The organism is Bdellovibrionota bacterium, assembly GCA_035292885.1.
GTDB lineage: Bacteria > Bdellovibrionota_G > JALEGL01 > JALEGL01 > DATDPG01 > DATDPG01.
This window is the reverse complement of the sequence record DATDPG010000076.1, coordinates 49,900-64,774: the sequence shown is the minus strand read 5'-3', so window position 1 is coordinate 64,774 and position 14,875 is coordinate 49,900. Positions and strand designations below refer to the sequence as shown.

The 14,875-nt window shown below is 52.8% G+C and carries 14 protein-coding genes; 2 read left to right on the top strand and 12 right to left on the bottom strand.

Going from position 1 to position 14,875, the window contains the following annotated elements:
• The 4 genes from VI895_06015 to VI895_06000 form a co-directional block, all read right to left on the bottom strand.
• Positions 1–965 (bottom strand): hypothetical protein (locus VI895_06015; protein ID HLG19357.1); only part of this gene is annotated, 965 nt, incomplete at its 3' end.
• Complete coding sequence (locus VI895_06010) at positions 962–1,885, bottom strand: hypothetical protein (GenBank protein HLG19356.1); 924 nt, start codon at positions 1,883–1,885, stop codon at positions 962–964. The genes VI895_06015 and VI895_06010, both read right to left, overlap by 4 nt.
• Positions 1,882–3,033 (bottom strand): glycosyltransferase family 4 protein, encoded by a 1,152-nt coding sequence (locus tag VI895_06005; protein HLG19355.1) that lies wholly within the window; start codon positions 3,031–3,033, stop codon positions 1,882–1,884. Before VI895_06005 ends, VI895_06010 begins: the two co-directional genes overlap by 4 nt.
• The gene (locus tag VI895_06000; GenBank protein HLG19354.1) at positions 3,030–3,674 is read right to left on the bottom strand and encodes a class I SAM-dependent methyltransferase; all 645 of its coding nucleotides are present in this window, start codon (positions 3,672–3,674) and stop codon (positions 3,030–3,032) included. Before VI895_06000 ends, VI895_06005 begins: the two co-directional genes overlap by 4 nt.
• 80 nt (positions 3,675–3,754) lie before the next feature.
• Here VI895_06000 and asnB point away from each other — a divergent pair, with 80 nt between their 5' ends.
• Entirely contained in the window at positions 3,755–5,632 is a 1,878-nt protein-coding gene (asnB, locus tag VI895_05995; protein HLG19353.1) for an asparagine synthase (glutamine-hydrolyzing), read from the top strand.
• 6 nt (positions 5,633–5,638) lie between these two features.
• On the opposite strand, the gene VI895_05990 is transcribed toward asnB, so the two are convergent.
• A complete protein-coding gene (locus VI895_05990; protein HLG19352.1) occupies positions 5,639–6,319 on the bottom strand; it encodes a methyltransferase domain-containing protein in 681 nt (226 codons plus the stop codon).
• Between the two features lie 136 nt (positions 6,320–6,455).
• Here VI895_05990 and VI895_05985 point away from each other — a divergent pair, with 136 nt between their 5' ends.
• The gene (locus VI895_05985) at positions 6,456–8,369 is read left to right on the top strand and encodes a hypothetical protein (protein HLG19351.1); all 1,914 of its coding nucleotides are present in this window, start codon (positions 6,456–6,458) and stop codon (positions 8,367–8,369) included.
• Here VI895_05985 and VI895_05980 read toward each other — a convergent pair whose 3' ends face one another.
• The 7 genes from VI895_05980 to rfbF form a co-directional block, all read right to left on the bottom strand.
• Complete coding sequence (locus tag VI895_05980) at positions 8,370–9,458, bottom strand: glycosyltransferase family 61 protein (GenBank protein ID HLG19350.1); 1,089 nt, start codon at positions 9,456–9,458, stop codon at positions 8,370–8,372.
• 116 nt (positions 9,459–9,574) lie between these two features.
• Entirely contained in the window at positions 9,575–10,342 is a 768-nt protein-coding gene (locus VI895_05975) for a CmcI family methyltransferase (protein ID HLG19349.1), read from the bottom strand.
• Positions 10,326–11,249 (bottom strand): NAD(P)-dependent oxidoreductase, encoded by a 924-nt coding sequence (locus VI895_05970; protein HLG19348.1) that lies wholly within the window; start codon positions 11,247–11,249, stop codon positions 10,326–10,328. Before VI895_05970 ends, VI895_05975 begins: the two co-directional genes overlap by 17 nt.
• Complete coding sequence (gene rfbC, locus VI895_05965) at positions 11,246–11,776, bottom strand: dTDP-4-dehydrorhamnose 3,5-epimerase (GenBank protein ID HLG19347.1); 531 nt, start codon at positions 11,774–11,776, stop codon at positions 11,246–11,248. The genes VI895_05970 and rfbC overlap by 4 nt, the downstream gene beginning before the upstream one ends.
• Positions 11,773–13,017, bottom strand: a complete 1,245-nt coding sequence (locus VI895_05960; GenBank protein HLG19346.1) for a class I SAM-dependent methyltransferase — start codon at positions 13,015–13,017, stop codon at positions 11,773–11,775. The genes rfbC and VI895_05960 overlap by 4 nt, the downstream gene beginning before the upstream one ends.
• On the bottom strand, positions 13,010–14,122 hold the full coding sequence (gene rfbG, locus VI895_05955) for a CDP-glucose 4,6-dehydratase (protein ID HLG19345.1): 1,113 nt from the start codon (positions 14,120–14,122) through the stop codon (positions 13,010–13,012). The genes VI895_05960 and rfbG overlap by 8 nt, the downstream gene beginning before the upstream one ends.
• Complete coding sequence (gene rfbF / locus VI895_05950; GenBank protein HLG19344.1) at positions 14,083–14,853, bottom strand: glucose-1-phosphate cytidylyltransferase; 771 nt, start codon at positions 14,851–14,853, stop codon at positions 14,083–14,085. The genes rfbG and rfbF overlap by 40 nt, the downstream gene beginning before the upstream one ends.
• Between the last annotated feature and the right edge of the window lie 22 nt (positions 14,854–14,875).

Here is a 14,875-nt window from a genome sequence, read left to right as displayed (position 1 = left end):
AGTGCAAGCGTCATGCGGTTAATCGAAGGGAGGGTTCGATAGGCGGCAATCGCGTATGTTGCAAGAAACGTCGTGGCTAGACCTGCGTCCTGAATTCGAAACGCGATATATGCACCGAGCGACACGACTCCGAGAACAAAGAACAGTTCTAGCAGGCGGCCGGGCAGGACATTATAGACGGTGCTCAAACGAAGGCACCCGCAATAGTCTTTGACCAAGGCGGAATAGCGGGAAAAGAAATAGTCTTGAGTGCGCGTCGTTCGCACATCTGCGTAGCCGAAAATGGATTCAAATAGACTCTTCTGTAGTTGCGCGCTCAAAAGGTTCACCCGCTCCTGCACTTGCGACACATGGTTTTTCACCAGGTGGAAAAAAACCAATGAAGGCGGCAGCACAATCAAGGCCACAAAGACGAAGGCATAAGGATCCAGCCATAGAACAGACAGAACAACCACGAGCAGGACAAGCGCTTCGTTCAAAAACAGAAGCAAAGGAAGCAAAATGTTCTCTGAAAAGCGTCCCGGAATCGCGGCCACGTCACGGACGACTTCGGTAGAGTTCCTTTTCCTCAAATAAAGATAGCCACGGTCGAAAGAGAGTTTGTGAAGGCGCGTGGTCAACGAATGATAAATATTAAATGCGAATCGAGCTTGCCGGTGAGCGATCCAGATGGAAATGGCGTTCTTAACGGCATAGGCGACGACGATAATCACAAGGGCGACGACCAGCGTCGTTTGATACGTGGGTTCCCCGAGAGCGTAATTGATTCTCTTGTACAGGGAGAAGCGCATCACCCGTTCTCGATCGAAAAGCATGGGTGCAAGCGAGACGATCAATCCGAGGCCCAGAACATCCAGAAAACTCTGAGTCAGTAATAAGGCCGCTATCCCGTAGCTTTGCCGCCGATAATGCGCCGGAATCAGCGTCATCGACCGGCCAAACGTTCTCCAGACAAGTTGAATCACGAGATTATGACCGAGAGTTTTTCGAGTGCGTCCACTCCCCAGATCCGATTATGAAACGCTTCGAAACTCTCGTCGAGGGGCGCACCTTCCCGTTTCGCGATGTCGCACACAACATCAAAGAAGTCTTTTCTCGATTTCATGACTTTCTCCAGCGTAACCTTTCGAATGATGTGAGGGTCGAGTTTGAGGCGCTTGAACTCCGCCACTCCCTCGCTGACCTGTTCGGCATCGCTCTTAACGATTCGCACAAAGCGATCATCGAAGAAAAAATCGCGACCGCCAATGGATTTCGTCGATACGATCGGCAATCCGGCAAATAGGTATTCCATCGATGAAAACATGGCCCCCTCTTTCCGCGACAAGGCCAAGCCGCAGTAGCTCTCGTTAAGAATGCGATTGATCTCCGAAGCCGAGATGCGGTCCCGGTTGAATTCAGCGTGGGAGACCGAGGGCTCGAATGCATGCAGGTCCCAGAGTCCATTCTTGTCCCGCACATCGGGCCAAAAATAGGTGATCACATACAAACTCCGAACCTGGCGCGCCAGGTGAATCCTTTTGAATGGCTTGGCCTGCGCCATGTAGACCGCATCGTATTTTTTTGGCCGCGGTTCGACTCTGAAATCGCTCTCGGAAACGTGAATATTGTGATTAATGAGATAGCTTTCAAACCCCAGACACTTGGTCATCCGATCTTCCGATGCGGAATTATTGAGTAGAATCAGCTTTACGTTACGTCTTGCCAGAGAAAACTTGTGCTTGAAGTAGAGATAGATGCTTCTTCCACCGAAAGCCCATATCGGGTGCGCGAGGAGATAAATGCGGCCCCGGGAGCCTTGGTTTATTTTCGACCATTGAACGGCGCCGATACTCAAATAGACCTTCGGCCGCTCGAGGATCTGGTAAACGGCGTTGACCCTCATGCGAGCGCTGCCCGAACGGAATTGCGTAACTCGGCGGCCATGCGATCGTGCGTCCACGGTTGCATATGAGCATGAGCCGCGGCACTCATGTTTGACCGAAGATTTTTGTCTGACAAGAGCCGAAGCATCGCTGTGGCAAGAGAAGGTGCGTCGTCGGATGGAACGACGAGGCCGGTTTTCTCGGATATCACGAAATCTCGGGCGGCTCCGACGGCGTCGGTCGTGATGACGGGAAGCCGGGCAGCCAAAGCCTCGCAAATGACGGCACCGAACGTTTCCTCCCTAGAGGGAAGTACCATAAGGTCTGAGCACGCGTAGATTTTAGGCAGGTCTGAAGGTTGAACGAAACCCAGAAAGGTTACTTGTTTCGAAAGTCCGGATTGTTCGACCTGGGTTCGCAGCGCCGATTCCCAGCTACCGTTTCCAACCAAGACTAAGGAGCTGTTTGAAATTCTTGATGCAACCTCGCGAAAGGCCGCGATGAGCAAATCCACTCCCTTCCGATAATTCAGCGCGCCGACGAATAGAGTGATCGGACCTTGCGAAAGTCTTAGTGTTTTCCGGTGCGCTTGTTGATGAACTCGCTCCTGGTCCACGCGAGCCGCGTATTCGGGTCCATCGATGGAATTTGGGAAGCGAAAGATGGATTCTCTCCTTGCGCCGTAATGCTCGGCGTAGGCCTGAGCTTCCGATCCGGTGACGAGGTTGGCACTCGATCGGGCGTAAACTTTTCGGACCCAGGGACCCTTGATCCCACGAAGCCATAGGGGTCGCTTCTTTCTAAGGTGGCTTTCCGAGCACATGACATAAGGTGTTCCGGATTTCCAACACCATCGAAGAAGTTTCCAGATCGCCGGTTGTGCATATCCGCCTAAAACATAAACATCAAAGGGTGGATTCAATAGAAGACCCTTGAGCCCCCAATTTAAATGAATCGTGTGGTGTCCCTTGAGGCAAATTTGGCGGCCCGGAAGGTAGGTGGCCGGAAGCCCGGATGTAGATTCCATTTTCCAAAGCCGGTCCTCTTGCGTGCGGGCGAGGAAGAAAAATCGATATGTCCCGTTTTCATCGCGGGCCAATCGCTCAAAAACCGGCTGACGGTAGGGTGTCGGAATTTCGAAGACGACGGCGACGCGAAGTTGGGTCACTCTTTTCGAATTACGAAGACGCCATGATGACCATCGGTCGTGTTTACGCGGGGCTGGATGACGGCTCGAACCGATATTGGGTGCAAAATTTGATTAATCTCTCGGACGAACGCACGAGGGTTGAAATAACGAAGAACAAACCCCTGAGGGTCACGTTCGATACGGTGCGGAGGGTAGAACAACCCGAAGCGCTTCTCCGTCAGATAACAGAGTTTAACGACCACATATTTTCGCGCCACTCGGTACAAGGTTTGGAGTGGAACGATATGATCCGGCAGGTGCACGAGAACGTCGTTGGATACCACGAAATCGAAACTATTGTCCGGCAGCGCGGCGTTGAAAAGATCTTCCTTTTGAAAAGTGAGTTCGGGGTGATCTCGCCGGGCTACGGCAAGCATCGCATCGGTTCGGTCGACGCCCGTATATGTCCAACCCTGACGGACGAACTCCGGTGCGTCATGACCGATGCCGCATCCAAAATCGAGGAGGGTGCTTCCGGAGGACTTGAGAGCCCGGATTTCCCCGTAAAATAGTTCGCGCTCCTTCGCGGAGGCGCGTTCCGTCCACTCCTTTTTGAGCGTGTCCACAATTTGGGGCGAATTCCAGAGCTCCCATTCCCTTTTCTCCGGTGCTTGCGGCATGTGTTTAATTGAAATCCTATCACCTCTCATCACCGGCGTGAAATGTTCCCCTGGAAAGCCCGGGCAGCTAAACTGACGCTATGTGCGGAATTGCCGGTTCGATCGGACGCCCCAGTGCCGAGAACGTTCGTGCGATGATCGACTCCATGCTCCATCGAGGCCCCGACGATCAGCATTTCTATGAGGATCGCCGCGTGGCCTTCGGAACGGCCCGTCTGGCGATTGTGGATATCGGCGGAGGTCGCCAGCCTCTTTGTAATGAAACGGGAACCATCTGGGTGGCTCAGAATGGAGAGATCTATAACTCTCCTCAATTGCGGGACGAGTTGATTCGGTACGGTCATTCCTTTCGAAGTAGAAGCGATACGGAGGCCATCGTTCACGCGTATGAAGAATGGGGAGATCGCTTTGTCGAGCATCTTCAAGGAATGTTCGCCATCGTCCTATGGGATACGGAGCAATCTCGGCTCATCCTGGCCCGCGATCGCCTTGGAATCAAACCGCTCTACGTGTGGGAACGAGATCGGCAAGTGTTCTTCGCTTCGGAGCTGCGGGCATTTCGTCGCTTGCCGACCTTTTCACCGTCACTCGATCCGTGCGCCATTCACTTCTATTTGACCTTACAGGGCGCGCCTGCCCCGCATACGTTCTACAAAGACGTACGAGGATTGGAGCCCGCGGAGATTCGAACTTACGAAATTGATCCATCGTCTTCCGAAGTACGCTCAAGCCAGTCAAAGAGATATTGGTCGGCCAACGACCTCATTCTTGCCGAGCCGCGAGCCGACTTAACGTTTGAGAAAGCCGTTGAAAAGGCGGAGGTCTTACTCGAGAAAACGGTAGCCTCGCATCTCCTGGCCGACACACCCATCGCCGTATTTCTGAGCGGTGGAATCGATTCGTCGCTCCTGGCCGCCTTGATGAAGCGAGTTCATCAGGGAGATGTCCGCACGCTCACCGTGGGATGGGAACGTCGTCCCGATTCTCCTGAGGACGAACGTGCCATTGCAAGAGCAGTTGCAAACCGCTTAGGAACTCAACACGAAGAGGTTGTGATCTCTCCGGCGAAAGCGGTGGATACGTTCGACCGGTATATCTCTTCGCTGGACCAACCTTCCTTTGACGGCTGGAATACATTTCTTGTCTCGGAAGCGGCGGCCAAACATGTAAAGGTGGCCATGTCCGGGCTGGGAGGGGATGAACTGTTTCTCAGTTACTCTTATGTTCGACCGCTCTTATTGTTGCAGCAATTTGAAACGTTCACTTCCTGGCTTCCGCTTACAATTCAAAGAACCCTTCTTCTGTCGGTGCTTTTCGGCACGGGCAAGCGCTCCCCCCGTGATGTTGCGGCGTTACTTTCACTTTCTTTGGGCCAACGGCTCGAAAGGGTCGGTTTTTCGATTTTCTCCGAAGCCGATAAGAAACAACTTCAACAACCAGCCGGGTTTACCGGATGCGAACCGGCGTGGGAATGGATGGAACGAAAAATGGCGGGAGCGACCCTTGAGAGGAGACTTATATCTCACGGACTCAATGTCTATCTTCAGGCACCTTTATTACGGGACATTGACGCATTGAGTATGGCTAACAGTCTTGAAGTGCGCGTCCCCTATCTCGATCATCGATGGGTAGAGTTCATTCTTTCCTTGCCGGACCCCTATAAGTACGACCGGGGAATCAATAAGAGAATATTGCGAGAAATCGCAAAGAGGCTTTTGCCCAAAGGAGTCCTCGGCCCGAAGCGAGGATTTACGGTGCCGATTGAGTCATGGCTGCGGGGGCGGCTTTGGGATCGCGTGGATCACGCGCTTTCAAAACAACGGATCGAAAGCCGCGGGTTGTTTCGGTGGGACCGCGTTGAGGAATTGAAGAAGGATTTCATTTCGTCGAAGGGGCGATGGGAACCGGTCTGGTCTCTCTTCGTTCTGGAGTCTTGGTTGGCCCACGTGGGAAGCTAACCGCACTCACCGCTTATCAATCAGAAAACTGAACCCCTGAGAGTAACCCAGCTTTTGAGATACATAATACTGTTTCGCTTTTTTCCAAGCGTCGGAGAGCTCTTGTCTGCGCCTCAGAATCAAATAGAAAAATCCAAAAACCAACTTAAAACGGAGGAGCGTATTGATTAAGGCACTTACCAGAGTTTGTAGAAATGGAATGCGGAGCGGCCAGATCAAGGAGGCGATCTGCACGCCGATACCGTATCGGCCCCCGCCGAAAAGTTTCCGCAATTTCATTCCGCTTTCCAGGGCAAAATATTCCAGCGCCGAATAGGAAACGTGGCAATACGATATTTCATGATACGGTTCCAGAAAAGCCGCGTATCCAACGAACTTTCCTCCAGGTTTCAAGACACGAGCGATCTCCGCGAATGCGCGAGAAAGATTGGGAATATGCTCCAATACCGAATCCGCGACCACAACGTCGATGGACCTCTCCATTATAGGCAAGAACATTGCGTCGGCGATGGCGGATTGGCCTCCGCCACGAAACGGATCGATTCCGATCCAACGCCCTCCGGCTGCTTCGATCACCTCTTTATTAAATCCGTGGCCGCAACCGATATCCAAAACCGTTTTGCCTCGGCCGATTTCAGCTAAGGAATAAAATGTCCCGGAAAGATAGATCTCGCAGTCCGGAAGCATACCCTCCGCGGTGAGCGTCCGAATTCCTTGCCCTCGTATTTTCCGATTTGTGGAGGCCAGGACTACGGACTGAATCCTAATAATTGGCTAGCGTCTAACAAAAACGATAAGGGTATGAGAGCGCATTCGAATTCTTATGCCATTTGTTTTTGAGATTTTATGGCTGTCGGTTTTGGCAACATTCATAAGCGCGGTCAGTCTCCTTCTTGGGCGTTTTCTGCAGCCGTTCATTTTCCCTTGGGGTTCCGAAAATAAATACGAACAGACGTTTCTGGTTATTCTTTCCGGGCTCATAGGCCTAACAACAGTCTGGGCGATGTGGGTGACGAAGGGAGTCACCATTCACACGGCTTTTTTTGTCAGCGCGGCTTCCGTTTGGCTTCTCTCGCCGAATGCAAAGCCGACTTTTCAGCGTCCGCACTGGCAGGACGGTGGCCGCTTCCTCCTATGGATGATGGTTACAATGCTGCTCGTGAGCCTTGTCCGTCTTTTTCACGTCTATCCCGAAACAATTGAAAATGATGTCCTGATCTACGCCAAACGGATCCACGATCTTTCCGTCTACGGAGTTGAGAATTGGTTTCACTTTTTCAACGAGATTGTGCCGGAATTTGTTGGAACCTCTCCGTACCATTATTTCGAATTTTGGCTGGGGAATATCCTCTACCAAGGTCTCCGGATGCCGGAGTCCGTCGTATTGATTCACGGCGTCTATGCTTGGCTGCAAGCCCTAGGTCTTCTCGGAATCGTCATTCTCGTGCGACCAAAGACAATTGGACAATGGGCGGCCGCCGGAAGCGTTGCGTTTTTTCTTTCGCTGACGCAAACGTGGCACGCCCTTAATATTGGAAGCGACTTTTGGCCGATCTACGCGGACGTATGGATACGACCTAATTTTTTAACGTACGTTCTTTTCTTGGTGCCCGTTTTCGGGCGATTGGGCGTCAACGACGTTCGGTCTGCTCTTTTGTGTCTGCTCTACCTTCCGGTTGTGTCGATCACGACGGCCCCCGCCGTATTCACAGGGATCTTTTTGTACGCCGCGTACCGTGTCGTTCGAGGAAAAGACCGTGATCATTTCATGATAAAAATTCTGGCGGCCACAATATTGAACGCCGCGTACATTGCACTTTTTTATAAAGTCACCCAAGCGAAAGTTACGAACCTGGATGCTATGCCTTCATTAAGCTCCATCGTCCTGGGGTGGCTTCGACTTTCCAAGCCGATTCTTTGGATCAGTTTTTCCCTCATGGCTCGGGTCACGCTTTTCGTTGGCCTGGCCTGGGTCCTCGTGAAGTGGTTCGAACGCAAAAATAGTGTTGAACACGAAACATTTGGCCCTGCTCTATGGATGTCACTTTTTCTGACCGCCGCGGGGATTGCGGTTTTTCAGGCCGTACCGACGAACGAAAATACCTATCAATTTCCGTACATCGGATACGTGGCCTGTTGGTATGCGCTTATACCGATGATTTCACGCCTAACCTTGAACTCGAAACGTTCGATGGCGGCGACCGTGATCGGAACATGCTTTATCGCCGTCATAACTTCGACTCATTCGATGTGGGGATTCGATGTCGACTGGAGTCAAAGTTTAGGGCACGTCTATGCCGCGCGGCACTCGATCGAGCCGGAGACGGCTCGAATCGTAACGGATCTCGCCCGGGAAGGGCGCAGGATTCGAATAGGATACGTTTTAACCCAAAGGGAGGTCGAGACGTACGACGTGAAGTGGTTTCAGCCCCTCATTTACGTTCCAGGAAACAAGCTTGGATATCTCGCCGCGGGGATGGATATCGAACCGATCTCTCCGTTTAAGTATTTTGCGACAAAAGGAACAAAGGAGACTCGCGAGTACCTTCTTTATATTTATCGTCTGTTGCCGCTCTATGGAGACAAACGGCCCAATCTCGAAACGTACGATCATTATTTCAGGCTACGACCGATGGATCGTGTGATGTATGACGGCCAACTCTACGAGCCACATGAGTTTTTGAAGTTGGGTATTCTTGACGAGCAAATACGCTCTAGTGGTTCAGTGGGTCCCTAATCAAATTTCAGCGCATGCCTTTCGGATTCTTCCAATTTCTTCGGAAGTTAACCTAACATTATCCCGGGTTTTGATCGGACCGATGGGAACCACGTGATGTATTAGACCGAGCGCGCGGGAGATCTGGTAGAAGAACAATTGGCTTTGATCCCATTCGAATCCACCGGGCAAAAGATCGATCACTCGGGCGTGGTCCGAATAGATAAGATTTGGAAATGCGGATCCGTGAACCAAAACGACTTTCTCCGCGTTTCGAAATAAGCCCACCTCATCTCGAAACGGCATCCCTTCCGTATCGAGGACGGTGAAGTCGAGGTCTGAAAGGGCGTCATGCAAGTGATCAATGTTCAAAATGCTGCGGCCATGGATCGGCTGCCGATTAATGATGAAGTTTTTCGGAAAAGTACCGGTGACCGGGATCGCTTTTGATCGCCTGTGGAGCTCGCGGTAGGCTTCAAGGGAGTTGACGTCGCTGTTCATCGTTTCGGCGTCTCTCCGATGCCGGTATCCGGGCACGATGAGCTTCTTAAAAACCGCCCGCGTATAGGCCCACGGCAGAAACTGCTCGGGCCGAATTCCAAAGAGCTCGGTCAACGTGTCACGCTGGAATGGGTAAGGCGTTCCACTAATAACGACCCGGACATCCCGGCCGAACGCCTTTTCGACCTCCGGATAGGCGAGAAAGCGCGCCAGAGCTTCGCCTGTCCAATGGCCGTAAGAGCGTTCGTGCCAAGAGACTAGGCTGATCGCCGGAAAGGGGAATTCAATCGCTTCGATTCGCCGCCGTCGAAGAATGAAACGAGCGTCGTAGGTTTTTCGAAAATACTCCATCTGAAAAACGGTGGATTCAAGAAGGATGTTTCCCGATGGATCCAGGGCAACCGCCTTTTTCCCGACCAATTCGCCGCGAGGCAGAACGACGAAAAAGGGGCGATGGAGAGTGAGCGGCTTTTGAAAAAGACGTTCCCAATAAAACGGGCGTTCGAGTCCAATCTTTTTCCATGTGGCGTGCGTACCGGAGATGGTTTCTGCATCGCCAAAGAACCGGACGTCATATTTTCTACCTTCAAAAAGCTCGCGACGGTTCACAAAGTGGAAGAGAACGCGGGCCAAGGCGGTGTAACATTCGAATTCCGCCTTTCGAAGCCAACGGACGAAGCTGACCAAAAGCGGAAAACGTTGAAAGAATGTTTTTAATCGTTCTTTCAGGAGACTCTCTTAATCCACGCCCCCGGCCAATGCGTAACTTCGATATCGAGGTTGCTTTCCGAGAAGGGGGGCTTCGGCCGCTCGATTCGAAAGGCAGGGTGCTCCTTGACGAATTCGGCGGCCGCCTCGTACGGATTGTCGCTTATCCAAGAAGAGTTCCCGCGGGGTACGTCCGTAAGGTCCTTCATGATTCCGTCGGTCGCCACGATGTAAGAACCGAGCGATACGAACGGGCTGTAGGCTTCGAGCTCTTCCAATACGTGTTTCTTTGAATGATTTGAGTCGAGGAACACGAGGACGGTACGGGCACCCTTGGCAAGGTCCTTGGCTTGCTGGACAATGGTTTTGTCCGTCGAACTTCCTTCCAAAAGGGTGATCATCGAGGCCAATTCGTGTTTTTCGATAGCCTTGCGATTATGGGGACGAATTTCTATGTCAATCCCGACGACATGGCCGTTCCCGATGGCTTTAAGGAGGCTTGCGTAAAGCACAAGAGATCCTCCGTGGGCCACGCCCGTCTCAATAATAAGATCCGGACGCAGCTGGAAGATGACTTCTTGTGTTCGGACAATATCTTCGGGGAGTTGGATGATCGGCCGGCCGAACCAACTGAACGTATACGTGTACTTTTGATCCCACCCGACGCGCAACCATTGTTGTGAAAGCCACTCAAGAGCTTCTTGGGAATAAAGCGGAACCGTTCGGCTTTCCCCGCCTGCCTCGCGAGTAATTGTGCGACGATCCGTGTCAATGACGAGGCGCATCGGACGAATGATTCTGCCACCAATTTATAGTATGAGCGAGGCCTGTTTCGAGATCGTGTCGAGGAGACCAATCGGTAATCTCATGGAGGCGGTCGAGCGAAGGCACGAGATATAACGGTTCTCCTGCAGGGACCGTGTCCCCGAATCGGACCCTGTCCACAGCCCCCAAAATCCCGGCGATTCGTTCGACCACGTGACGAACAGTAAAACGCTGACCCGAACCGAAATTCACGGCTCCGACGAATTTACTAGAGAGGATGTCGCAGAGGGCCTGGGCCACATCTTCAATGTAAGTGAAGTCGCGAGTCTGAGTTCCCGACGAGCAGGTCGCCACGTTTCCCGACAAAAGTGTTTGAATGACGGAGCTCACAAGGCGTTTTGGATGCTCGTGCGGGCCGTACATGTTGAATAGCCGAACCCATGCCAATTCGATGCCATCGGCATTGCAAATCTCTTTTGCGGCGGACCGAAAGCGATTCTTACACTGGCCGTAAAGCGTGCGCGGTTCGAGGGGGGTTGCGCCTTCGTCCATCAGTTGGTCGCTCCACCGATATTCGGCGCAACTCCCGGTCACGAGTATTCGTTTACCGCCAGCTGATACGAAGGCTCTAACGAGATTCAAACTTGAATCCACCCACACGAGGTTCTCGTTGGCGGACCAGAAGGCTCCGGGCTGTGTGCACCAAGCGAGGTGAACGAGTTCCGTGGGGGCGATTCGTTGGATGATCTCCTTGAGCTGATCCTGTTTCCCTGTGAGCAAATCGAAGGGATACCATTTAACCCCGGGGTGTTCTGAATCGAGGGGGTACCTGGAAAGTGCGTGTATTTCACATCCCTCCTTTTCCAGAATTGGCTTCAGATGACGTCCGATAAAGCCGTTTGCGCCCGTGACGAGGATTTTCCTCATGGCTGGAGGGGAGAAAAATTCCGATCGCGATCCGACAGCGTGGGGTTGGGAATCGGCCAAGATATCTTGAGGGTGGCGTCGTTCCAGGGAATGCCGCGCTGAAGTTCCGGACGATAGAATTCGGAGATGTAATAGAGAACCAACGCATCGTTCTGAAGCGTTTGGAATCCGTGAGCAAATCCCTTTGGGACATAGAGCATGTTGGACTGTTCGGCGTCGAGGTCGACCCCGTACCAATGAAGATACGTCCTCGAACCGGGACGCAAATCGACGGCGACGTCGAAAATCGCGCCTCTAACGCACGAGACGCATTTCGCTTCCTCATATGGTTCGGATTGGTAATGAAGGCCTCGGATCAAACCCCGTTTGTTGTTATAGGATAGATTCGTCTGAACAAGTCGGTTCTCCAGGCCGTTCTCCGAAAATTCCTTGGCGCAAAAGGTGCGTGCAAAAAACCCCCGGTCATCGACTCGAGGTTCTGGAGAAATCGACCAAAGCCCATCGAGCGTTGTCTTCTTGAACTTCATGGCATCACGGTCGGACGAGGTACGGGGATAATGAATCGTCCTCCCCATTTTCGAATGTCGCTCATCTGGGATGTAATTTCGGAGGCGATATTCCAAGGCAGAATGAGCAGATAATCGGGCTGGGTCTCGAATATTTTTTGAGGCGGAACAATAGGAATGTGCACGCCCGGCAAGAGATTCCCCTGTTTGTGAGGATTGCGATCGACGATGTACTCCAAGTAGTTTGTACGGATACCGCAGTAGTTCAACAGGGTGCTTCCTTTCGCGGCGGCCCCATATCCGACAATCGTCTTTCCTTCGCGCTTAAGGGTGTCCAGGAGGGCTAGAAGTTCGCGTTTCAATCTGCGGACTCGATCCTCGAACCCCGCATACGTACTCAGCTGGTCCAGACCCATTCTCTTTTCTTCATGTCGCAAAAGCTCCAGTCGTTCGGAAGTTGTGGAGTGGCCGCTTCCGTTATGGCAGGCATAAATACGCAACGAGCCGCCGTGTGTCCCGAGTTCTTCCGCATCGAACACACGAAGGCCGGAAGTGCGCAGAGCTTCCTCGGTGGAGCGAAGCGAGAAGTAGGAAAAATGCTCGTGATAAATCGTGTCGAATTGAACATCTTGGATCAAGCGGAGAAGGTGGGGGAACTCGATACTGATCACTCCGTCCGGGGCGAGGATGATTGCGAGGCCTCGGACAAAATCCAGGAGATCGGGAACGTGGGCCATGACGTTATTGGCGACCACCAAATCGGCACGGGTCTTTTGTTGCACGAGTTTGGAGGCCAACGCCGAGCCGAAAAATTCGGAAATCGTCTCGATTCCATTGGATCGAGCGACATCCGCCACGTTCGAGGCGGGTTCGATGCCGAGAGAGGGCACACCAAGTTCGCGAAAATGGGTAAGCAGGTAACCGTCGTTGCTTCCGATTTCGATGACAAGACTGGTCGCTGCGAGACCGAAGCGCCGCGCGGTATTTTGAGCAAATTTCTTCGCATGTTCTACCCACGTGGCCGAATACGAAGAAAAGTAGGGATAAGAGGAGAAAATTTTGTTGGGACTCTGGAATTCTTCGAGCTGAACCAAGAGACAATGGTCGCATACGTATACGCGCAATGGGAAAAACGCTTCCTTCTTCTGGGAGTCCTGCGGCGCTACGAGCGAGTTAGCCAATGGGGCCGATCCGAGATCACAAAAAGTCGTGCGGAGAATTTGCCGGCAGAGTCGGCATTTGGGCGGGGCCGCCTCAGGCATTTTTTAGTTTCTCATAGCGTTGGATCTGCTTTTCGGAAATGGTTTTGGCGTCTCGAGTCGTCCACGAGTCGCGATACCATTCCGCCGTCCATTGGAGAATTTCGGGAATCGTAAGTTGGGTTTTCCACTCGAGTCGCGCCCGGGCTTTGGAGCTGTCCAGCTCGAGCGTTTTTGCTTCATGGGGGTGTTTCGCCGTATCCGTCTGCCATTGAATGGGAGGATCGAAGTGGCGACCGAATTCAGTCGCCATCCATCCCACCGGCTTACTGCTCTCTTCCGATGAGGGGCCAAAATTCCAACTTTCCGCAAAGGACGCGCCGATTGTGAACGCCTTTTCCGCCAGAATGAGATATCCGCGGAGCGCGTCGAGGACAAACTGCCAGGGACGAACAGCATGCGGGTTGCGAATGGGTGCCGGGCGTTTCTGTTGAAAAGCGCGTACAAGATCCGGAATCAGACGATCCTGGGCCCAGTCCCCGCCGCCGATGATGTTCCCGGCCCTGCATGTTGCGATGGCTGGGGATTTCGGAAATTGAGTTCCGTTGAAATACGAATTCCGATACGACGCCGTTACGATTTCTGCAGCGGCCTTGCTGGCTGAATAGGGGTCCTTCCCGCCGAGCGGAGCCGTCTCCGCATAGGGCCGCTTCGCCGGGTTGTCTTCGTAACACTTGTCCGTCGTAACAATCAGCGCCGCCCGAAGGGACGGAGTTCGACGGCAAACGTCCAAAACGTTCGCCGTGCCCATGACATTCGTGGAAATCGTGTCGAGGGGATCGGTATAAGAGGTTCGAACCAATGCCTGGGCGGCCAAATGAATCAGAACTTCGGGCCGTGCTTTGGAGACGGCGGATTCGAGAGCTGGCAGATCGCGGACGTCACCCGTAATGGAATCCATCTCCTTCACGAGGTTCGAATCGCTAAAGAGGTTTGGTTGTGTGGGGGGAGGGAGAGAATAGCCTGTCACCTCGGCACCGAGGCGACGAAGCCAAAGAGAGATCCAGCTACCCTTGAACCCCGTATGCCCGGTGATGAAGACGGACTTCTTTCCCCAAAAGCCGGGGTTCATTTCCAGATCTTCCAGGGAGCCTTTCCCGAGTTCCAAAGAGCCTCCAGCACTTCTTTATCTCGCAGTGTGTCCATTGGATGCCAAAAGCCTTTGTGCACAAATGCGGAGAGTTGACCCTCCTTCGCCAGTCGCTCCATCGGCTCGCGTTCCCAGGTCGTGTGATCCCCTTCGATATAGTCGATCACACGAGGCGACAGGACGAAGAATCCGCCGCTGATGAGGCTTGATTGATCGGGGGATTTCTCCCGAAAAAGAGTGGCCTTTCCTTCCGCCACGGCCAACGACCCGAAACGGCTAGGGAGCGTCATCGCCGAAAGAGTCGCCAGCGTGCCCTGCGTCTTGTGAAACGCCGTCAGTTTTCGAATGTCGATGTCGCCGACGCCGTCTCCATACGTAAAAAGGAAGTCTTCTTCGCCGATAAAAGGCCGAACTCGCAAAAGACGCCCCCCGGTCATCGTCTGTTCTCCCGTATCCACGAGCGTCACCCGCCACGGTTCCGACTTGCTCTGGTGGATTTCGACTCTATTTTTTGCCAGATCGAACGTGACGTCCGAAGTGTGGAGGAAGTAGTTCGAAAAATATTCTTTGATGACGTACCCCTTGTATCCGCAGCAGATGATGAAATCGTTTACGCCGTAAGAAGAAAAAATCTTCATGATGTGCCATAGGATGGGTAAGCCGCCGATCTCGATCATCGGTTTGGGTTTAAGGTTCGTTTCTTCGGTGATTCTTGTGCCTCGTCCGCCGGCTAGGATGACTGCCTTCATAGACGCCTAGAATAGTGCCAAT